Below are 21190 nucleotides of genomic sequence, written 5' to 3'. Positions count from 1 at the left end.
TCATGACGGGCTTGCAAACGCGCCGTGCCGGCTGCCCCGGCGGACGTCCTTCGGGCGCATGCAACAAGCAGCGCGCGCCGTCCGGCCGCGCTGACCAAGCGACGCGCGACGCCGCAATGCGGCCGGCAACGCTCGCTCCCTGACCAGGAGAATCATAGACGGGGCTGGCCCGTCGTGAGCGTGGACAGCCCCTGAGCATACTGCCGCGCCTTGCGCGGCAGTATGAAGATTCCGGATCAGGGCGAGATCATGCCCAGGCGTTTCTTCAACGATTGCGGTTTGCCCTCGAAGAGCGCCGCGTAGTAGACGGTGTTCGACAGCACGTTCTTCACGTAGTCGCGCGTCTCGTTGAACGGAATCGTCTCCGCGAAGATCGCGCCTTCGACCGGCTGCGTCAACACCTGGCGCCACTGGCGCGGCCGGCCCGGGCCCGCGTTGTAGCCGGCGGTCGCCAGCACCGGCGAGCTGTCGAAGTTGTTGTAGATGTCCGCCAGATACCAGGTGCCGAGCTGGATGTTGGTATTGATGTCGTGCATCTGCGCACGCGTGATCGACCCCATCCCGAGCTTCTTCGCGACGAGCTGCGCGGTGGCCGGCATCAGCTGCATCAGCCCGCCCGCGCCGACCGACGAACGCGCGTTCGTGATGAAGCGCGATTCCTGGCGGATCAGCCCGTATGCCCATTCGATGTCGAGGCCTGTCGACTGCGCGTAGCGCTCGACGATGTCGCGGTACGGCGACGGGTAGCGCAGCGTGAAGTCGTGCTCGGCCTTCGTGCGGTCGGCCGTGTTGACCGTGCGGTCGAGCAGGTCGACGCGCTTGCCGTATTCGGCGGCCGCGAGCAGTTGGCGATCGGTCATCCCGCGCAGCGGCCAGTTCCATTCGCGATTGCCTTCGAGGCGCAGGTTCAGCGCATAGAAGCGCTGCGCGAGCGCGAAGCCCGGGATCTTGCTCATCGCGCCGATCTCGGCGTCGCTCACCTTCGTGCGCGGCGGGACGCTCGTGCGCTGGCCGAGCTCTTCGCCGGCGAGCTGCCCGTAGAAGTTGTACTGACCAGCGACCTGCTCGAATTCCTGGTTCGCCTGCATCGTGTCGCCGCTCTGCTTGAGCGCGCGCGCATGCCAGTAGATCCAGGCCGGATCGTCGCGCAGCGACGGCGGCATCTGCTCGATCGACCAGCGCACCATCGGCCAGTTGCCGGCGAGCAGCGCGGCGCGCGTGCGCCATTCGTAGCCGGGGTTCGACAGCGGCGCGTTCGCGGATTTCGCATACCAGACCGACGCGAGCGGCGAGCGCTTGATCGCACCCTGGTAGCCGATCGCGCCCCACGCGATCGCCTGTTCCGGCTTCGTCAGCGAGCCGGCGACGGACGTCAGCATCCCCGCCGCCGCGTCCGGATCGTTGCGCGCCATGCGGCTGAGCGCGATCAGCGCGAGCTGGTGCGACGCCGCGTCGGGGCCGACGCCGCGCGCGAGATACAGCGGCGGCGCGCTGGTCGCCTGGTCGAAGCCGACCGGGCGCGGGCCGAGCGCGTCGACGATCTTGCCGCCGAGCGTCGTGTAGTTCTGCTCGTACGCGAGGCGCGCCTGCTGCCACACGTCGTCGCTCGTGAACTGCTGGTTGACCGTCAGCGCCGTAATCAGGTCGACACAGGCGTCGCCGTAGTATTTCGGCTCGACGAGCAGCGCGCGCGCCGCGTCGGCGACGTTCTCGCCGCGCGCCGCGCGCGATTCGAGCGCGTAGCACTTGACCTGCGTGTCGTCGTCGAGCACGAAGCGCTTGTACTGGTCGTCGAAGTTGCGCCAGTCGTGGCGCGCGCCGAGCACGAGCAGGTAGTCGTTGCGCATGCGGTCGGCGATCGCCTGTCCGTCGTAGCGCTGCAGGAACGACTGCACGGGTGCGTCGGGCGCGTCGACACGTGCGCGGCCCGTCGAATCGAACAGCTGCGGCTTGATCTGGAAATACTCGACGTAGGACGGGACCGGATAGTTCGGGATCATCGACGCGAGCTGCGCGGCCTTCGCGGCGTCGTTGCGGCGCGCGGCTTCGCGAAGCTGCACGAAGATCTGGTCATCCCCGGCGAGCGTGTCGTCGCCCGGTGCGGCGCACGCGGCCGTGCCCGCGACGAGCGCGGCGGCCGAAAGCGCGAGCGCGACCGCGCGATATACTCGGAAAAGGCTGTTCGACATCGTTATGAATGGAGCACGAATTGAGCGAAAGCATAGCATGCAACCCTGTGCCGAACCCGAAGGTTGCACTGCGCAAAACGCTGGCCGGCGCGCGTCGCGACGCCGCTTCGCAGCCCGCCGCGAACGCCGCGCTCGACGCGCGGCTTCGCGCCTTGCTCGAACGCCTCGCACCGCGCACGGTCGGCTTCTACTGGCCGCTGTCGGGCGAATTCGACGCGCGCGACGCGGTGCTCGCATGGTCCGCCGCCGGCACCGGCCGCCGTGCGGCGCTGCCGGTGATCGGCGAGCGCCACACGCCGCTCGCGTTCCATGCGTGGGATGCGCACACACCGATGCGCGAAGGGCATCACCGGATTCCCGAGCCCGCGTCGGGGGTCGTCGTCGTGCCCGACCTGTTGCTGATTCCGTGTGTGGGATTCGATCTGGAGCGCTACCGGCTCGGCTATGGCGGCGGCTACTACGACCGCACGCTCGCGGTGTGGCCGGGCGACACGCTGCCGGTGACGGTCGGCATCGCGTATGAAGCGTGCCGCGTGGATGCGCTGCCGGCCGAGGCGCACGATCTCGCGATGCGCTGGATCGTGACCGACGGCGCGCTTTACCCGGCCGCCGGATGACGCGGCGCGCGACACCGCGCCAGCGGCATGCCGCACGTCACCGCGTTCACCTTCCCGTTCGCAATCGTTTACAGCGAGGCCGCCGCACGCGCGGCCGTATCGTAGAGGCCCGATGCGTGGCGCAGCAGTTGCGCCGCGTCGCCGATCTGCTGGTTGGTGAGGCCGCTGTCCTTCAGCGTCTCGATCAGGCAATGCTCGCGCACCTCGCGATACTTCAGGCACAGCTCGCGGCCCGCGTCGGTCGCGAAGAAGAACACTTCCTTGCCGCTCTTCTCGCTCTTCACATAGCCGCGCGCGATCAGTTTTTTCAGCGCATAGGTCGCGACGTGCGTATCCTCGATATTGAGCACGAAGCAGATGTCGGCGAGCTTTTTCTTGCGTTCGCGATGGCTCACGTGATGCAGCAGCGACACCTCGACCGCCGTCATGTCCTTCGCGCCCGCGGCCGACATGCAGCGCACCATCCATCGGTTGAATGCGTTGCCGGCCATGATGAGGCCGTATTCGAGCTCCGACAGCTCCGCGCTCGACTCGGAAACGAGGTGTTCGGATGACACGATCTTGGTCGCAGGACGCTTCATGGAAAGGCGGCGCAAGCCGGATGACAGGGTGTGCCGAGTGTACGACAGAAGCCCCGGCATACGAGCTAGGCGAAAACGCTTATTGGGAAGTTGTCGATGTTTTGTCGACAATGTGCGCTAACATTGCCGTCCGAACCGTGCCAGTCCGATGACGCAACCCCGCATTTATCCGCTCGGCGATGCCGCCCTCGTCTGCGAGGTGCCGCCGCCCGCCACGCTAGATTGCCAGCGCCGCGTCTGGGCCGTCGCCGAGGTCGCGCGCGCGTGGCCCGACGTGATCGACGTCGTGCCGGGCATGAACAACCTGACGATCGTGTTCGACGCGCTCGCCGCAACGGCCGAGTCGCTCACGCCGGCGCTGCGCGACGCATGGGAAACCGCCGACGTCGAGCACGCACGGGGCCGCGAGATCGAGATTCCCGTTGAATACGGCGGCGCCGCCGGCCCCGACCTGCCGGCCGTCGCCGCGCATACGGGGCTGTCGGCCGACGAAGTCGTCGCGCGCCACGCGGCCGGCGAATACGTCGTGTTCTTCGTCGGTTTCCAGCCGGGCTTCGCGTATCTCGGCGGCCTCGATGCGTCGCTGCACACGCCGCGCCGCGCGGCGCCGCGCCTGGAAGTGCCGGCCGGTTCGGTCGGCATCGGCGGCGCGCAGACGGGCATCTATCCGGCCACGTCGCCCGGCGGCTGGCAACTGATCGGCCGCACGTCGCACGTGCTGTTCGACCCCACGCGGGCGCAGCCGACGTTGCTGCTGCCCGGCGACCGCGTGCGCTTCACCATTGCCGGAGTCGACGCGACATGAGCCAGAACACCGCACCGGGGACGATCGAGGTCGTCCGCGCCGGCCCGCTGTCGACCGTGCAGGATCTCGGCCGCCGCGGCACGCGCCATCTCGGCGTCGCGCAGGGCGGCGCACTCGACGGCCTCGCGCTCGAGGTCGGCAATCGGCTGGTGGGCAACCGCCCCGACGCGGCGGCCGTCGAAATCACGATCGGCCCCGCTACGTTCCGCTTCACGCGCGCGACACGCATCGCGATCACCGGCACCGAGTTCGGCGCGACGCTCGACGGCAAGCCCGTGTATTCATGGTGGAGCCTGCCGGTCGAGGCCGGGCAGACGCTCGTGCTGCCGGCCGCGAAGCGCGGGATGCGCGGCTACCTGTGCATCGCGGGCGGCATCGACGTGCTGCCGGTGCTCGGCTCGCGCAGCACCGATCTCGCGTCGCGCTTCGGCGGCCTCGGCGGCCGCGCGCTGCGCGACGGCGATCGGCTCCCGGTCGGCGTGCCGGCGGCCGGCGCCGGCTGCCTCGCGACCGATGCGCCCGAATTCGGCGTGAAGGCGCCCATGTGGTGCGCGTTCGTGCGGGTCGACGAACCGCCGCGCCGCCACCGTCCCGCGCATGCGCACGCGCCGTGGGCGATGCCCGTGCGCGTGCTGCCGGGCCCCGACTACGCGTCGTTCGCGGCCGATTCGCAGCAAGCGTTCTGGGATGAGGAATGGCTCGTCACCGCGAACAGCAACCGGATGGGCTATCGCCTCGCCGGCGCCGAGCTGGTACGCGAGCGGCCGGTCGAGCTGCTGTCGCACGCGGTGCTGCCCGGCACGATCCAGGTGCCGCCGAACGGCCAGCCGATCGTGCTGATGCACGATGCGCAGACCACCGGCGGCTATCCGAAGATCGGCACGGTGATCCGCGCGGATCTCTGGAAACTCGCCCAGGCGCGCCTGAACCTGCCGATCCGTTTCGTGCGCACGACACGCGACGCCGCGCGCGCCGCCCTGAGCGCGGAACGGGCATATCTGCGGCAGATCGACGTCGCGATCGAGATGCGCGAGGAAACGCGCCGCCGCGAGCAATCGCGCGCGGCGTGACAATGTCGGAAGCAACATGGAGGACGCGCCACGGCATCCGTGGGCGAGGAACATCATGGAAATCGATCTGAATGCCGATCTCGGCGAAGGATGCGGATCGGACGAGGCGCTGCTCGACCTCGTCACGTCGGCGAACATCGCGTGCGGCTGGCATGCAGGCGGCGCCAATGCGATGCGCGACTGCGTGCGCTGGGCCGTGCGCAAAGGCGTATCGATCGGCGCACACCCGAGTTTTCACGACCCGGAGAATTTCGGCCGCAAGGAAATGCAGCTGCCGGCCGGCGACATCTATGCGGGCGTGCTGTATCAGCTCGGCGCACTGTCGGCGATCGCGCAGGCCGAAGGCGGCCGCATCGCGCACGTGAAGCCGCACGGCGCGCTGTACAACCAGGCCGCGCGCGACCCGATGATCGCCGACGCGGTGGTGTCCGCGATCCACGACTTCGATCCGTCGCTCGCCGTGTTCGGGCTCGCCAACAGCGTGTTCGTCGCGGCCGCGCGCCACGCGGGGCTCGCCGCGGTGGAGGAAGTGTTCGCCGATCGCGGCTACCGCGCGGACGGCTCGCTCGTGCCGCGCAGCCAGCCCGGCGCGCTGGTCGACGATGAGGATGCCGTGCTCGCGCGCACGCTCGACATGGTGCGCGAGCGGAAGGTGCGCGCGGTAAGCGGCGAGTGGGTGCCGCTCAATGCGCAGACCGTCTGCCTGCACGGCGACGGCCCGCATGCACTCGCGTTCGCGCAGCGGATCCGCACGGCGCTCGAAGCCGCGGGTGTCGACGTCGTCGCGCCCGGCGCGCTGCAGGCCGACGAAGACGCCTGAGCCGCGCGCAAGCGCCGCTGCCGTCTGACCGAAACCGCCGCACCAAAAGAAAAAAGCGCCCTCGTGGCGCTCTTCTGTTGGCACAATCGCCGCGGCTTCGCCGTCTGTCGATTCGCCCCCCGAAACCGTCTGTCGACGGTGACCGGAAAAATGCTCCGGATTAAAAAACGTCCGCCGCCGCCCGATTACTGCTTCCCCCGGTCGGACGACGGAACGTCGCTTATCCGCAAGTCTGCCGCATGCATTTGTTGTACCGACGATGTTTGGCCCCGCCGTGCATGCAGACACTCCGCGGCCGGCACGCGCATCACGTGCCGGCTACGCTAACCCCGCGCTTTGTTTTCTGCTACCCCGTAGAACTTATCTATTCTTTTCATTTTTTCAACTTGTGGGATGAAGAATAGAGATTGGCAGAACGGGATGTCAATGGTTTTAAACGCTATTTCCTGAGGATTCGAGGGTTTTCCTTATCGGATCGCGCGGCCGCGCACGGGCTTCGCGCCGCGCGCGCGTCGTCGATCAAACAGGGGAGGATCGATGCGCGGCGCCCGGCGCGATCAGTTCGCGTCGACCCCGTATCCTTGCCGGCGCAACAATTCGAGCACGCCGCGCGGGCCACCCAAATGCAGCGCGCCGATCGCGACGAATACCGGGCGGTCCGGCGCGGCGATTGCCGTCATCCGTGCAACGAAGCGCCGGTTGCGCTCGTACAGGATCTTGTTGTCGATCGACGCCGACAGCGCCTTCGAACGGGCCAGCCGCTCGCTCTTCGCGACCGCCCACGCCGAGATCGCATCGGCGTCGCCAATTTGCCACAGCCGATGCAGCGCCTTGATGTCGTCGGCGTTCTGCGCCGGCGTCTGCACCATGTCCTGCGCGAGCATCTCGCGCTGCTCGGCGAGTGTCAGCCCGGTGAACGCACGCATCTGCTCGGCCAGCGTCTCGAGCCCGATCACGCGGCCGCCCTTCTTCTTCAGGAACACGTTCTGCAGCTGCGCCTCGGTGCCGTATTCGGTCTGCAGGCCGGCCGACAGCGAGTCGTAGGTCTCGACCACCAGCGCCGCGAGCCACGGCCGCATCCGGCGGATCTCCGCGAGCGCGGCCGGATTGCCGCGCAGGCGCGCGGCGAGCCGCTGCCACAGCGGCTCGGGCAGCAGGCGCTGCAGGCACGGGTAGCGGCACACGCCGTACTTCGACACGTCGTCCTGCGATTCGAGCAGATCGTCCGGCGACAGCTCGAGCGCGAGCGTCGGCGACGCGGCGAGCGCCGCGAGGATGCGCGGCCGGAACGGCTGCGCGCTCGGATAGTCGGATGGGTCGCCCGTATGCAGCGTGCCGAGTACATACAGCGTGACCCGGCCTCGGGTGGCGACATAGAACGGCATACGCGCGGGCTGCACGCGCACGGTGCCGCGCGCAACCGTGCCGTTCGACACGGACGGCGCGTGGAACCCCGGCAGGCTCAGGCCGGGCGGCGGAACCTGCGACGGATGGATCGGCGAACTCGTCGGCGTGCGCCCTTCGGCACGCGCGGCGTCGGTCGGGACCAGCACGCTGGCGGCCACGCACGCGCCGGCCAGCGCCGCGCCCGTCACCGTGCGCACGCTCCAGCGCCGTGCGTTGCGGCACGCGCGCATCACGCGCGCGCTGCCGGCCCCCCAACGGCGCACGCGTGGCGCGCGCGCCGCCAAACCATCAGGCATTCGCCTCCCCCACCTCCTCGGCGCGATGGCAGGCCACACGGCGTCCGTCGACGTCGCGCAACTGCGGTTCCTCGACGCGGCACCGCTCGATCGCGTACGGGCAGCGCTGGTGAAACGCGCAGCCCGACGGCGGATTGAGCGGCGACGGCAGCTCGCCCTGCAGCTTGATCTGCACGCGGCGGTCTTCCTCGAAGATCGCCGGCGTCGCCGACATCAGCGCGCGCGTGTACGGATGCCGCGGCCGCGCGTAGATCGTCGCCTTGTCGCCGAGCTCGGCGACGCTGCCGAAGTACATCACCATCACGTCGTCCGCGACGTGCTCGACCACCGACAGGTTGTGCGAGATGAACACGTAGCTGGTTTTGAACTGCTCCTGCAGATCCATGAACAGGTTCAGGATCTGCGCCTGGATCGACACGTCGAGCGCGGACACCGGCTCGTCGGCGACGACGATGCGCGGATCGAGGATCATCGCGCGCGCGATCGCGACGCGCTGGCGCTGGCCGCCCGAGAACATGTGCGGATAGCGCTTCGCGTGCTCGGGCCGCAGGCCGACCGTGCGCATGATCTGCGCGATGCGCGCCGCGCGTTCGGCGGCCGTCAGGTTCGCGTTGATCTCGAGCGGCTCGCCGAGCGTCTGCTCGACGGTCTTGCGCGGGTTCAGCGACGCGAACGGATTCTGGAACACCATCTGCACGCGCCGGCGCAGATCGGCGACCGTCTCGCGGTTCGCGCCCGCCACGTTCTTGCCGTCGATCACCAGGCTGCCCGCGGTGGGCGTCTCGATCATCGTGAGCTGACGCGCGAGCGTCGATTTCCCGCAGCCCGACTCGCCGACGACCGCGAGCGTCTTGCCGCGCCTGAGCGTGAACGACACGCCGTTCAGCGCCTTCACGGTGCCCTGGCCGAACATCCCGCGCTTCACCGAGTAGTGCTTCGCGAGGCCGTCCGCGATCAGCACCGCTTCCTCGTCGTGCGGCGCACGCGTTTCGTGGACTGCATTCATCGTGCGCCTCCCGTCAGGTCGAGGTTGGAAAGATTGAGCGGCTTGATGCAGCGCGCACGCATCGCATCGTTGCCGGGCACCAGCGTGTCGAGCGCCGGACGCGCCTTGCGACAATCGTCGACGACGTACTTGCAGCGCGGCGCGAACAGGCAGCCGGACGGGCGATCATCGCGGCCCGGCACCATGCCCGGCAATGCGGCAAGGCGACGCGCCCCCTTATTGTGCTCGGGAATCGCCGCGAGCAGCGCTTCGGTGTACGGATGATGCGGCGCACGGAAGATGTCCGGCACGCGATTGGTCTCGATGACCTCGCCTGCATACATCACCGCGACGCGCTGCGCGACCTCCGACACCACGGCCAGATCGTGCGAGATCAGCACGAGCGCCATCCCGCGCTCCTTCTGCAGCTTCACGAGCAGATCCATGATCTGCGCCTGGATCGTCACGTCGAGCGCGGTGGTCGGCTCGTCGGCGATCAGCAGCTTCGGGTTGCACGCCACCGCCATCGCGATCATCACGCGCTGGTTCATCCCGCCCGACATCTGGTGCGGGAACGCCGTGATGCGGTTCTTCGCATCGGGAATGCCGACCTGGTCGAGCAGCTCGAGCGCGCGCCGGTGCAGCGCGTCGCCGCGCAGTCCTTCGTGCAGCTTCAGCACCTCCTTGATCTGGTAGCCGACCGTGTAGCTCGGGTTCAGGCTCGACAGCGCGTCCTGGAACACCATCGCGATGTCCTTGCCGACGATCTTGCGGCGCGCTTTCGGCGACGCCTTCAGCAGGTCCACGCCGTTGAACGTGACCTCGTCGGCCGTCACCTTGCCCGGCGCGTCGACCAGGCCCATCAGCGCCATCATCGTCACGCTCTTGCCCGAGCCCGATTCGCCGACGACGCCCACCACCTCGCCCGGCGCGATCGACAGGTTGATCCGGTCGACAGCGGGCAGGCCGTTGAAGTTCACCGCGAGATTGCGGATGGTCAGAAGATTGTTGCTCATGTCATCCTCCGCCGGGCCGCCCCAAGGAGGATGACCGCCCCCTCGGGGGGCAACGAACGAAGAGAGTGTGGGGGTTGTTTCATGTCACGCCATCCGCTTCAGTTTGGGATCGAGCGCGTCGCGCAGCCCGTCGCCGAGCAGGTTGATCGCGAGCACCGAAATCAGGATCGACAGGCCGGGCATCGTCACGATCCACCATGCGTTGTCGATGTAGTCGCGCGCGGACGCGAGCATCGCGCCCCACTCGGCGGTCGGCGGCTGCACGCCGAGGCCGAGAAAGCCGAGCGCGGCCGCGTCGAGAATCGCCGACGAGAAGCCGAGCGTCGCCTGCACGATCAGCGGCGCCGTGCAGTTCGGCAGCACCTGCGAGAACATCAGGCGCACCGTGCCGGCCCCGGCCACGCGCGACGCCGTCACGTACTCCTTCTGCAGTTCGCCGAGCGCCGACGCGCGCGTGAGACGCACATAGGCCGGCAGCGCGACGATCGCGATCGCGAACATCGTGTTGGTGAGGCCCGGGCCGATGATCGCAACCACCGCGACCGCGAGCAGCAGCGACGGCAGCGCGAGCAGCACGTCCATGATGCGCATCACGGGCGTGTCGGCCCACTTCTGGAAGAACGCGGCGACCAGCCCGAGCACGATGCCGGGGATCAGCGCGAGCACGACCGACACGAAGCCGATCCAGAACGACATCCGCGCGCCGAACATCAGCCGCGAAAGAATGTCGCGGCCCGCTTCGTCGGTGCCGAGGATGAAGCGCCAGTTGCCGCCTTCGAGCCACGCGGGCGGGATCTTCACGTAGTCGCGGTATTGCTCGACCGGGCTGTGCGGCGCGAGCAGCGGTGCGAGCAGCGCGACCAGGATCAGCACCAGCACGACGATGCCGGCGCCGACCGCGCCGCGGTTGCGCGAGAAGTTGGCCCAGAACTCGCGCAGCGCGAGCGCACGGCCGCCGGCCGGCGCGGACTCGCTCGGCAGGGTGTTTTGCAGATTGCTCATGGAATTACCTCGTGTGGCGGATGCGCGGATTCAGCACGCCGTACAGCAGGTCGACGACCAGGTTCACGACGATCACGAGCGTCGCGATCAGCAGGATGCCGCCCTGGACGACCGGATAGTCGCGACGGCCGATCGCATCGATCAGCCACTTGCCGATGCCGGGCCACGAAAAGAGCGTCTCGGTCAGCACGGCGCCCGCGAGCAGCGTGCCGATCTGCAGGCCGATCACGGTGACGACCGGGATCAGCGCGTTGCGCAGTGCATGCACGACGACCACGCGCGCGGGCGACAACCCCTTCGCGCGGGCGGTGCGGATGTAGTCCTCGCGCAGCACTTCGAGCATCGACGAGCGCGTCATCCGCGCGATCACCGCGAGCGGGATCGTGCCGAGCACGATCGCGGGCAGGATCAGGTGGCTGACCGCCGACTTGAACGAACCTTCATCGGGCGCGAGCAGCGCGTCGATCAGCATGAAGCCCGTCGGGTGCGGGAAGTCGTATTCGACCGCGATGCGCCCCGACACGGGCGTCCAGCCGAGATACGACGAAAACACCATGATGAGGATCAGCCCCCACCAGAAGATCGGCATCGAATAGCCGGTGAGCGCGGTGCCCATCACGCCGTGATCGATGGCCGAGCCGCGTCGCAGCGCGGCGATCACGCCGGCCGGCAGGCCGACCACGAGCGCGAACACGAGCGCGCACAGCGACAGCTCGACCGTCGCCGGGAAGCGCGCGAAGAATTCGCCCGCGACGCTCGTGTTGGTGATGATCGACGTGCCGAGGTCGCCGTGCAGCGCACGGCCGATGTAGTGGATGTACTGCAGCGGCAGCGGCTGGTCGAGGCCGAGCCGCTTCATTGCCTCCGCATGCATCGCGGGATCGACGCCGCGCTCGCCCATCATCACTTCGATGGGGTCGCCCGGTATCAGGTGAATCAGCGCAAACGCCAGGATGGTGATGCCGATGAAGGTCGGGATCACCATGCCCACGCGGCGCAACACGAATGTGAACATGATGCGGCTCGTATTTTCTTGTGGGAAATGTGCGACCGGCGACGGGAAGCTTTTGGCCTCCCGCCGCCGGAAGAATAGTGCCTTCTCGATCGTTGCAGCAGCTTACACGGGCCGCATTACTTCACGCCGACACCGTCGAAGCGAGCATAGCCGAGCGGCTCGATGCGCATGTCGACCACGTTCTTGCGTACCGGCTGATAGACCGTCGAGTTGGCGATCGGCGAGAACGGCAGCTGCTGCGCGAAGATCTGCTGAGCCTGCGTGTAGATCTTCGTGCGCGCGTCCTGGCCCGTCGTCGTGCGGCCCTTCTGAACCAGCTCGTCGAACGGCTTGTAGCACCAGTGCGAGAAGTTGTTGCCCTTGATCGCCTCGCAGCCGAGCAGCGTGCCGAGCCAGTTGTCCGGATCGCCGTTGTCGCCCGTCCAGCCGATCAGCATCGTGTCCTGCTCGCCCGTGTGCGCGCGCTTGATGTACTCGCCCCACTCGTACGTGACGATCTTCGCCTTCACGCCGATCTTCGCCCAGTCGGCCTGGATCATCTCGGCCATCAGGCGGGCGTTCGGGTTGTACGCGCGCTGCACCGGCATTGCCCACAGCGTGATGTCGAAACCGTTCGGGAAGCCGGCCTTCGTGAGCAGCGCCTTCGCCTTCGCGGTGTCGTACGCGGGCATCTTCAGGTTCTTGTCGTACGACCATTGGGTCGGCGGCACCGGCGCGGTGGCGGCCTGGCCCGCGCCCTGATAGACGGATTCGAGGATCGCCTTCTTGTTGATCGCCATGTCGAGTGCCTGACGCACCTCGAGCTTGTCGACCGGCTTGTGCTCGACGTTGTACGCGAGATAGCCGAGGTTGAAGCCCGGCTGCGACGGCATGTCGATGCCCGAGTCGGCCTTCAGCGTCGCGATGTCGGCCGGACGCGGATAGCTCATCACCTGGCATTCGTTGCGCTTGATCTTCTGCACGCGCACGCCGGGGTCCGGCGTGATCGAGAAGATCAGCTTCGACAGCTTCACCGCGCCCTTCTTCCAGTAGTCAGGATTCCCGTCGAAACGGATCGTCGCGTCCTTCGTGTAGCTGCGGAAGATGAACGGGCCCGTGCCGACCGGCTTCTGGTTGATGTCGGCGGCCTTGCCGGCCTTCATCAGCTGGTCGCCGTACTCGGCCGACAGGATCGACGCGAATTCCATCGCCATGTTCTGGATGAACGGTGCGTTCGGTTCGGCCAGCGTGAACTTCACGGTGTACTGATCGACCTTCTCGATCTTCGTGATCAGCTTGTCGAGGCCCATGTCGGTGAAGTACGGGAACGACACCGGGTAGGCCTTGCGGAACGCCTGGTTCGGATCGAGCATGCGCTCGAACGAGAATACGACGTCGTCCGCGTTGAATTCGCGCGTCGGCTTGAAGAAGTCGGTCGTGTGGAACTTCACGCCATGACGCAGGTGGAACGTGTACACCTTGCCGTCGGACGAGACGTCCCACTTCTCCGCGAGGCCCGGCTCGACCTTCGTGCCGCCGCGCTCGAATTCGACGAGTCGGTTGTAGACGGTGAACGTGGCGGCCGTGAAATCGACGCCGGTCGTGAATTGCGCGGAATCAAAACCCGCCGGGCTGCCTTCTGAGCAGTAGACGAGTGTTTTGTTCGGGATCTGTGCGAATGCAGAACCCGCGACGCCGAGCGATGCCGCTGCCACGCCTGCAATGGCGGTAACACGCAGGGTGTGCAACAGACGGTTGTATTCCATGTTTCCTCCAGGTTTCCAGATCGGAACCGGTCCCCCAGGGGCCGGGTACGCGGATATTACTTGAGCTAGCGATTCTGCAACAAGCTGGAGAAAAAACTCTTCTAGACGCATTTCCGCGGGTTTTTGCGGATGTCTGGCACACGCGAAAAGTGCGTCTGCGCGCGCGAGCGTCCATTTCGCCGATCCGGCGTGTGTTTTCCTTCATCAACTAAACAATCCGTGCGCGCAAGCGACGGCATGTCACGTCGTTTTCGGGCCATGCCGCGCATCGTTGCAGCCTTCGAAACGATGCGGTGCGTGCGCTGCCATGCGCGCTCAGGCCGGCGCGTCGAGATCCGCGCTGCGCGCGGGCACGAATGCGACCGCGACGATCGACAGCGCGAGCCCCGCCATCACGTAGTAGGTGGGCGCGAGCGGCGTACCCGTCGCCTTGATCAGCCATGTGACGATGAATTGCCCGAACCCGCCGAACAACATCACCGCGACGTTGTACGCGATCGACAGCCCGGTCGAGCGCACGTTGGCCGGGAACAGCTCGGCGATCATCGCGCCGAACGGCCCGTAGTAGCCCGCGAGCGTCACCGACAGCACGGCCTGCACCGCGATCAGCCGCCCGATGCTCGGCGCGGCGTCGAGCCACGCGAACAGCGGGTACATCAGCGCGAGCGTCAGCACGAGCGACCACAGCGACAGCCCCTTGCGGCCGATGCGGTCCGACCACGCGCCCGCGATCGGCGACAGCACCATCAGCAGCAGATTGCCGATGATCACCGCGTAGAACGATTCCGCATACGGCAGCTTCAGCTGCTTCACCGCGAAGGTCGGCAGATAGCTGATCAGCACGTAGATCGTCACCGTCAGCGCGATCACCGAGCCGAGCCCGCACAGCACCTCGCGCGGATAGCGCGTGAACACTTCGCCGAGCGTCGCGCGGCGCGCGCTTTGCTGCGCATGCAGGAATGCTTCGGAATCGGCGAGATGACGGCGGATATAGAAGCCGATCGGACCGATCACGAGCCCGAGGATGAACGGCACGCGCCAGCCCCAGCTGCGCAGCGCGTCGTGCGACAGCCCGCGCGTGATCGCCGCGCCGACCAGCGCGCCGATCAGCAGCGCGGCCGCCTGGCTCGCCATCTGCCAGCTGCCGTAGAAACCGCGTTTCGAGAACGGCGCGGCTTCGATCAGCAGCGCGGTCGCGCTGCCGAATTCGCCGCCGGCCGAGAAACCCTGCAGCAGGCGGCCGAGCACGATCAGCAGCGGGCCGCCGATGCCGATCGCCGCATAGGGCGGGGCGATCGCGAGCAGGAAGATGCCGGCTGTCATCAGCAGGATCACGAGCGACAGCGCGGCCTTGCGGCCCGCGCGGTCCGCATAGAGGCCGAACACGATGCCGCCGATCGGGCGCATGAAGAATGCCACGCCGAATGTCGCGGTGGTCAGCAGCAGCGAAGAATATTCACTGGAAGTCGGGAAGAACAGTTCGGCGATCACGACCGTCATGAAGCCGAACACCGTGAAGTCGTACCACTCGAGCGCGTTGCCGATCACCGCCGCCACGACCGCGCGCCGGTTCAGCGCACGCTCGGGCCGGGCCGTTTTCGTTGAATTCGCAATCGTCGCCATGCGTGCCTCGTCCTCGTGAATTCGCCGTCTCGGGCGGTGTGGGGCGCGCGGAGGTACCGCGGCGCGCTGGTGTGCAGCGAGTGTAGAAAGCGACGGAACCGTTTTCAAGCATAAAAAACGCCCGCCATCTTCCGATGGCGGGCGTTTCGCGGTTTTCGCCACATTGCGGCACCGCACGATGCCGCTGCGCACGTCAACCCATCTTCGAGAATGCGCTGCACCAGCCCTTCGCCGACACCTGCTTGCCGGGGAACGCGCCGCACGGACCCGAAGCCGAGCCCTTCTTGCCCTGGTACAGCATGCAGGCCGCGCAATCCTGGCCCGCTGCGTATTTCGGATACTTCGTCTTGTCGACCTTCGTGGCATCGGCCTTGTAGCCGAGCGCCACGGCGGTCGGATCGGTTTCCGGCAGCATCGGCGCATCGGCCAGCGCCTCGCGCGACAGCGCCAGCGCGGACACGGCGCCAATGCTCGTGATCAGGAAACTCCGACGGGTTGTTTTCATGGGGGACTCGCTCCAACGTTATTGGTTTGAAAGCCGTTCTGGCGACGGCCGTTCGACAGAATACCCGCCAAGCGCACAAATGTGCGCGCCGAAATGCTGGAGATAAGGGATTTCACACGGGGGGCTCGGCACGGTCGACCCGGACCGGCGCCGACCGTGCGCGTCACGCGTTCGACGTCATGTCGCCCACGCGCTGCGCGAGCGCGAGCGACGCGGTCAGCCCCGGCGACTCGATGCCGAACAGGTTCACGAGCCCGCGCACGCCGTGCTGCGCGGCGCCCTGCACGATGAAATCGGCCGGCGGCTCGCCCGGCCCCGCGAGCTTCGGCCGGATCCCGGAGTAGGCCGGCTGCAGCGCGTCGTCGGGCAGTTCGGGCCAGTATGCGCGGATCGACGCGTAGAACGCGTGCGCGCGCGCCGGATCGACTTCGTAGCGCAGCGCATCGACCCATTCGACGTCCGGGCCGAAGCGCGCCTGCCCGGCCAGGTCGAGCGTCAGGTGGATGCCGAGCCCGCCCCGCTCGGGCATCGGATACACGAGGTGCGAGAACGGCGCGCGCCCGGACAGGCTGAAGTAGTTGCCGCGCGCGAGATAGAGCGGCGGCACCCAGTGCGGGTCGAGGCCGCGCGTGCGGCGCGCGAGCGCCTGCGCGCCGAGGCCCGCGCTGTTGATCACGCACGCCGCCTCGATTTCGGCCGGCGCGTCGCCACCGGTGCGCACGACGAAGCGGCCGCCGCGCAGCACGTCGATCGACTCGACCGGGGATTTCAGCGCGCACGTCGCACCGTTGCGCTGCGCGTCGCCGAGCAGCGCGAGCATCAACTGGTGGCTGTCGACGATGCCGGTGGACGGCGAGAACACCGCCTCCACGCAGTCGAGCGCGGGCTCGAGCGTCTGCGCCTCGGCGCGCGTGAGCGGCAGCAGGTCGAGCACGCCGTTTTCCGCCGCGCGCGCGGCGAGCGCCTTCAACTGCTTCACCTGCGCGACGCTCGTCGCGACGATCAGCTTGCCGATGCGCCGGTGCGGCACATGATGCGTTTCGCAGAATTCGTACAGCAGTTCGCGCCCGCGCACGCACGACATCGCCTTCAGCGTGCCGCGCGGGTAGTAGAGCCCCGCGTGAATCACCTCGCTGTTGCGCGAGCTCGTGCCCGTGCCGATCGCATCGGCCGCCTCGAGCACGATCGTTTCGCGCCCGCGCGCGGCCAGCTCACGCGCAATCGCAAGACCGACGACACCTGCGCCGATCACCACACAATCCGTCTGCTCCATGGCGTTTCGCGTCGCTCACGCGTCGAGGGGAGAGAAAGGAATTGTACGTCCCGGTTCGCCCGCTTGCCGAACCCATGTGTATCGACATGTACGCGCGCGCCGCGATGCCGCGGGCCGCGGCGAACCGCGCGCCGCCGCCTCAGAATCCGATCGGCCGGCGCTTCGCTGCCCCCTCGTCGGCGCGGATGTCGGACGGTGCGATCACGTCGCGGCCGTCGAGCCGCGCGGCGCCGAACGCATGCAGCAGCGCGCGGCGCATCGTGCGCGGCGGCGTCGCCGCGAGCACGTCGAGCGCGTCGTCGTCGAGCGTGTCGGGGAAGCGCTGCCCCCACGCGTGCGACGTGCGGATCTCGTCGTAGATCGTCTGCGCGATCCGTCGCGCGCCGGCTGCATCGGGCGGTGCGATCTCGTACACGTTCATCCGGTTCAGCAGCGGCTCCGGAATCGCCTGCGCTTCGTTCGCGGTCGCGATCCAGATCACGTTGCCCGCATCGATCGGCACTTCGGCGAATTCGTCGACGAACGCACGCGCCGTGTCGTGCTCGAGCAACGCGTACAGCGCGCCGAGCGGATCGTATTGCGCGTCGCTGCCGGCCTTGTCGATCTCGTCGACCGCGATCACCGGGTTCGCGTAGCTGCCGTTGACGAGCGCCTCGAACACCTTGCCGGGCTTCGCGTTCTTCCATTGCGACGACGCGCCCGACAGGATCCAGCCGGCCGTCAGCGAACTCATCGGCACGTAGTGGTACGCGGTGCCGAGCAGCTTCGCGAGCGCCTTCGCGAAATGCGTCTTGCCGATGCCGGGCGGCCCGAGCAGCAGGATCGGCATCAGTTCGAGCCGGTCGTCGGTCTCGAGGCACAGCGCGACCTGCTTGCGCACGTCGTCGAGCGGCTCGGTGAAATTGGGCAGCGCGTCGCCGAGTTCGTCGAACGACGGCATCCGGTTCGGCTTCACGCAAAAGCGCAGATTGCCCGTCTTGAGCATCCGCTCGTAGGTGGCGCGCAGTGCGTCGCTCGCGCTCTCGTTCAAGTCGTTGAGCGCGGTCTCGACCTGTTCGAGGTCGTACACCGTGCTGAAGGATGCCACCGCCAGTTCCTGTTTCACCATCGCCGTCGTCATACCTACCTCGCTTCTGCTGCCGTCACACGACCATCAGACCCTTACGATTTCAGTGTAGCGATCCCGCATCGGCGTGCAAGCAAGCAGCCGTCCGAGTCTGCTGCTAACACCGCGCGCACACTGCAGCGCCGCGCCGCGCGGCGTATCATCGAGTGTTCACCGGCCGTCGCGCCGGCCTCGCTACGATCCGGACGCGCTCGAAAACCCGCCTTGTCACGGAGCGCGCGCGTCGCCGGGTTCACGCGCTTTTTCGCTTGAAAACGCGTGACGCGCACCTACCTTTCGATCAGGAGCGGATCGTGCTGCGAACCTGCGGCGACGCGTCCTGTCACATCACCGTCCAAATCGATCGGGCGTAAGATGTGCGTCCATTCCCCGCTACCCCGCGTTTCCGGAGAAGTTTCATGCTGAAACACGGCCTGGCCGTCCTGCTCGCGAGCGTCGCGCTCGCGGCCCATGCGCAGAGCCCCGCACCGGCCGCCGTCGCATGGGAGATCCAGGTGGTGCGCGACGGTCAGACGATCGACACGTTCCAGCAGCGCACCACCGTCGGTCAAACCCGCACCGATACCCATCGCTATCCGTCCGCCGTGCCCGTCGGCTGCGGCAATGCCGCACGCGTCGTGCCGACCGAGCGCTCGCGCTCGGTGACGGTCGCGCCGCTCGCCGTCGACGACGCTGCGCACACGGTGTCGCTCGCGCTCGACGTGCAGGAAACCCTCGACGACGAAAATGCGACGCGCAGCGATCCGTGCGTGCCCGCGTCGCCGCGGCAGATCGTCGCGAGCCATCCGGGGCTGTCGGTCGGCGGCGAGGCCTGGACCGACTGGACGCTCGTCGAGCAGCATCCGCAGCTCGTCTATCGCGTGCGTGCGCGCGTCGCGAAGGACTGAGCGCCATGTCCGCCGACGCCCTGTCCCTGCCGTTCGCCGAACCGCACGCCGCGCCCGACGAAATCACCGCGGTCAGCTGGAACCTGCACAAGGGCCGCTCGCCGCTCGGCTTCACCGCGTGGAATGCGATGCGCAACTGGATGCAATCGACGCACGCCGACGTGTATTTTCTGCAGGAAGCGATGGCGCGCCGCATGCCGCGCCCGATGCTTGCAACCGGCTTCGGCGCACCGATCGACGACGCGGTCGACGACGTGTGGCACTGCCAGGCCACCGAGATCGCGCAGGCGCTCGACTGGCAGATCGCACTCGGGCCGAACGTGTTCAAGCCGTCGTGGCGGCACGGCAACGCGATTCTGTCGCCGCATCCGCTCGACCTCGGCGGCCGCTGGGACATCTCCGCGCACCGCTTCGAGCGGCGCGGGCTGCTGGTCGCGCGCGCGACGCTCGCCGGTTCGCGGCCCGTCACGCTGCTGTGCGCGCACCTCGCGCTCACGCGCGCCGCGCGGCTGCGCCAGATGCACTGGATCGCGCACTGGATCGTGCGCAACGCGGGCGACGATCCGCTCGTGCTCGCCGGCGACTTCAACGACTGGCGCAACGATTCGGTCGCGTTGTTCGGCGAGATCGGGCTGTCCGAGGTCGCGACGCTGCTCGGCCAGTCGGGCCGCACGTTCCCCGCGTTCTCGCCGGCGCTCGCGCTCGACAAGATGTTCGTGCGCGGGCTGACGCCGCTCGAATGGCAGGCACCGTCCGGCGAAACCGCGTGGTTGTCGGACCACCTGCCGTATATCGCGCGGCTGCGCCTCGATCCGCGCTGACGCACTGACGCCCTTGCGCGACGCCGCGCTCGTCGGTCTCGGCGCGAAGCTCGCGGCCGATCGTTGAAAGCTCGCTGAAATGATTCGTTGCGCCAAATCCGCGCAGCCGGGCAGGTCAAGCCCGCATCTGCCCCAAGCAGGGTAAAATACCGAGTTCCTCAAACGTCTGTCATCGAGAAGGCGCGTGTCCGACGCGCCGGCCGGCCGATCCGCGATCGGGCCGACGCACTCGGTTTTTTGCCCGTTTTTGGGCCCGTTACACGCGTTCGCTACGCGCGTCCGTTTTCAAAGCCATGAGCAAATACGACACCGCCACCGTCCAATCCGTCCATCACTGGACCGACACGCTGTTCAGCTTCACCTGCACCCGTGAGCCGAGCCTGCGCTTCAACAACGGCGAATTCACGATGGTCGGCCTCGAAGTCGACGGCAAGCCGCTCGCGCGCGCCTACTCGATCGTCAGCCCGAACTACGAAGAGCACCTCGAATTCTTCAGCATCAAGGTCCAGAACGGCCCGCTGACGTCGCGCCTGCAGCACCTGAAGGTGGGCGACCCGGTGCTGATCGGCAAGAAGCCGACCGGCACGCTCGTCGCCGACAACCTGCTGCCCGGCAAGACGCTGTGGATGCTGTCGACCGGCACGGGCCTCGCGCCGTTCATGTCGATCATCCGCGATCCGGACATCTACGATCGCTTCGACAAGGTCATCCTGACGCACACCTGCCGCCTGAAGGGCGAGCTGGCGTACATGGACTACATCAAGCACGACCTGCCGGGCCACGAGTACCTCGGCGACATCATCAAGGAAAAGCTCGTCTACTACCCGACGGTCACGCGCGAAGCGTTCGACAACGAGGGCCGGATCACCGACCTGATCGCGACGGGCAAGCTGTTCACGGATCTCGGCGTGCCGGCGTTCTCGCCGGAAAACGACCGCGTGATGCTGTGCGGCAGCACCGCGATGCTGAAGGACACGACCGATCTGCTGAAGCAGGCGGGCCTGGTCGAAGGCAAGAACAGCGCGCCGGGTCACTACGTGATCGAGCGCGCATTCGTGGACTGATCGACCCCCGAATTTGTGCCGCATCAAGAAACCGGAGCAAAAGCTCCGGTTTTTTTTCGTCCCCCCTTGGCGAATTCGTAACAAACTGGGACGATCTCATCTCAAATAGTTACATTTTGATACGGGCGGCCACGGCGCTTTCGTGTCGGTGTTTTTCCTACAACAGGTTCGTTCCGATTATTCACATTTACCCTTAAATGTCCGCCCGACATGACTTTTTCAGTTTTTTTGAGATATTATTCGGCCCGCGCGGTCGCTGTTCGGAAGGCCATCGAAGGGTCGGATTCAAACGTTACAAGATGTAACTTTTGTTACCTAGACATGGGGCGACTCTCTGGCGGCG

Annotated in this window: 19 protein-coding genes; 7 read left to right on the top strand and 12 right to left on the bottom strand. The window is 67.3% G+C overall.

The window, feature by feature from the left end:
• Positions 1-236 precede the first annotated feature (236 nt).
• Complete coding sequence (locus SB786_RS00690) at positions 237-2189, bottom strand: transglycosylase SLT domain-containing protein (protein WP_410725730.1); 1953 nt, start codon at positions 2187-2189, stop codon at positions 237-239.
• 8 nt (positions 2190-2197) lie between these two features.
• Here SB786_RS00690 and SB786_RS00685 point away from each other — a divergent pair, with 8 nt between their 5' ends.
• Positions 2198-2806, top strand: a complete 609-nt coding sequence (locus SB786_RS00685) for a 5-formyltetrahydrofolate cyclo-ligase (RefSeq protein WP_410725729.1) — start codon at positions 2198-2200, stop codon at positions 2804-2806.
• A 68-nt stretch (positions 2807-2874) separates the two neighbouring features.
• Here SB786_RS00685 and SB786_RS00680 read toward each other — a convergent pair whose 3' ends face one another.
• Positions 2875-3387: a winged helix DNA-binding protein gene (locus SB786_RS00680; RefSeq protein WP_410725728.1), complete on the bottom strand. Its 513-nt coding sequence runs from the start codon at positions 3385-3387 to the stop codon at positions 2875-2877.
• Positions 3388-3535: 148 nt separating this feature from the next.
• On the opposite strand from SB786_RS00680, the gene pxpB reads away from it, so the two are divergent.
• From pxpB to pxpA, 3 genes are read left to right on the top strand one after another with little or no spacing between them, the layout of a single operon-like run.
• The gene (gene pxpB, locus SB786_RS00675; RefSeq protein ID WP_410725727.1) at positions 3536-4192 is read left to right on the top strand and encodes a 5-oxoprolinase subunit PxpB; all 657 of its coding nucleotides are present in this window, start codon (positions 3536-3538) and stop codon (positions 4190-4192) included.
• Positions 4189-5262 carry a biotin-dependent carboxyltransferase family protein gene (locus tag SB786_RS00670; RefSeq protein WP_410725726.1) on the top strand — a complete coding sequence of 358 codons (1074 nt, stop codon included), beginning with the start codon at positions 4189-4191 and terminating at the stop codon, positions 5260-5262. Before pxpB ends, SB786_RS00670 begins: the two co-directional genes overlap by 4 nt.
• 55 nt (positions 5263-5317) lie before the next feature.
• Positions 5318-6082 carry a 5-oxoprolinase subunit PxpA gene (gene pxpA, locus SB786_RS00665; RefSeq protein WP_410725725.1) on the top strand — a complete coding sequence of 255 codons (765 nt, stop codon included), beginning with the start codon at positions 5318-5320 and terminating at the stop codon, positions 6080-6082.
• A 557-nt stretch (positions 6083-6639) separates the two neighbouring features.
• Here the strand turns inward: pxpA and SB786_RS00660 are convergent.
• The 10 genes from SB786_RS00660 to SB786_RS00615 form a co-directional block, all read right to left on the bottom strand.
• Entirely contained in the window at positions 6640-7785 is a 1146-nt protein-coding gene (locus SB786_RS00660) for a TraB/GumN family protein (protein WP_410725724.1), read from the bottom strand.
• A complete protein-coding gene (locus SB786_RS00655; RefSeq protein ID WP_410725723.1) occupies positions 7778-8791 on the bottom strand; it encodes a peptide ABC transporter ATP-binding protein in 1014 nt (337 codons plus the stop codon). Before SB786_RS00655 ends, SB786_RS00660 begins: the two co-directional genes overlap by 8 nt.
• Positions 8788-9786 carry an ABC transporter ATP-binding protein gene (locus tag SB786_RS00650; RefSeq protein ID WP_410725722.1) on the bottom strand — a complete coding sequence of 333 codons (999 nt, stop codon included), beginning with the start codon at positions 9784-9786 and terminating at the stop codon, positions 8788-8790. The genes SB786_RS00655 and SB786_RS00650 overlap by 4 nt, the downstream gene beginning before the upstream one ends.
• Before the next feature lie 84 nt (positions 9787-9870).
• Positions 9871-10788 (bottom strand): ABC transporter permease subunit, encoded by a 918-nt coding sequence (locus SB786_RS00645; RefSeq protein WP_410725721.1) that lies wholly within the window; start codon positions 10786-10788, stop codon positions 9871-9873.
• A 4-nt stretch (positions 10789-10792) separates the two neighbouring features.
• Positions 10793-11803 (bottom strand): ABC transporter permease subunit, encoded by a 1011-nt coding sequence (locus tag SB786_RS00640; protein WP_410725720.1) that lies wholly within the window; start codon positions 11801-11803, stop codon positions 10793-10795.
• 116 nt (positions 11804-11919) lie between these two features.
• Positions 11920-13548: an ABC transporter substrate-binding protein gene (locus SB786_RS00635; RefSeq protein WP_410725719.1), complete on the bottom strand. Its 1629-nt coding sequence runs from the start codon at positions 13546-13548 to the stop codon at positions 11920-11922.
• A gap of 315 nt (positions 13549-13863) precedes the next feature.
• Positions 13864-15171, bottom strand: coding sequence for an MFS transporter (locus SB786_RS00630; protein WP_410725718.1), 1308 nt, complete (start codon positions 15169-15171; stop codon positions 13864-13866).
• Positions 15172-15364: 193 nt separating this feature from the next.
• Positions 15365-15676, bottom strand: coding sequence for a high-potential iron-sulfur protein (locus SB786_RS00625; protein WP_006757813.1), 312 nt, complete (start codon positions 15674-15676; stop codon positions 15365-15367).
• 163 nt (positions 15677-15839) lie between these two features.
• The gene (locus tag SB786_RS00620; protein ID WP_410725717.1) at positions 15840-16949 is read right to left on the bottom strand and encodes an NAD(P)/FAD-dependent oxidoreductase; all 1110 of its coding nucleotides are present in this window, start codon (positions 16947-16949) and stop codon (positions 15840-15842) included.
• Between the two features lie 139 nt (positions 16950-17088).
• Positions 17089-18069 (bottom strand): AAA family ATPase, encoded by a 981-nt coding sequence (locus SB786_RS00615; RefSeq protein ID WP_105831977.1) that lies wholly within the window; start codon positions 18067-18069, stop codon positions 17089-17091.
• A gap of 404 nt (positions 18070-18473) precedes the next feature.
• On the opposite strand from SB786_RS00615, the gene SB786_RS00610 reads away from it, so the two are divergent.
• The 3 genes from SB786_RS00610 (at position 18474) to SB786_RS00600 (ending at position 20847) form a co-directional block, all read left to right on the top strand.
• Positions 18474-18962 carry a hypothetical protein gene (locus SB786_RS00610; protein ID WP_410725716.1) on the top strand — a complete coding sequence of 163 codons (489 nt, stop codon included), beginning with the start codon at positions 18474-18476 and terminating at the stop codon, positions 18960-18962.
• A gap of 5 nt (positions 18963-18967) precedes the next feature.
• Positions 18968-19783 (top strand): endonuclease/exonuclease/phosphatase family protein, encoded by an 816-nt coding sequence (locus tag SB786_RS00605; protein WP_410725715.1) that lies wholly within the window; start codon positions 18968-18970, stop codon positions 19781-19783.
• Between the two features lie 293 nt (positions 19784-20076).
• On the top strand, positions 20077-20847 hold the full coding sequence (locus SB786_RS00600; RefSeq protein WP_006757819.1) for a ferredoxin--NADP reductase: 771 nt from the start codon (positions 20077-20079) through the stop codon (positions 20845-20847).
• Positions 20848-21190: the final 343 nt, after the last annotated feature.

The organism is Burkholderia sp. SIMBA_062 (assembly GCF_046534765.1).
Taxonomy (GTDB): domain Bacteria; phylum Pseudomonadota; class Gammaproteobacteria; order Burkholderiales; family Burkholderiaceae; genus Burkholderia; species Burkholderia ambifaria.
The sequence above is the reverse complement of the archived record's forward strand: the minus strand, read 5'-3'. Positions and strand labels throughout refer to the sequence as shown.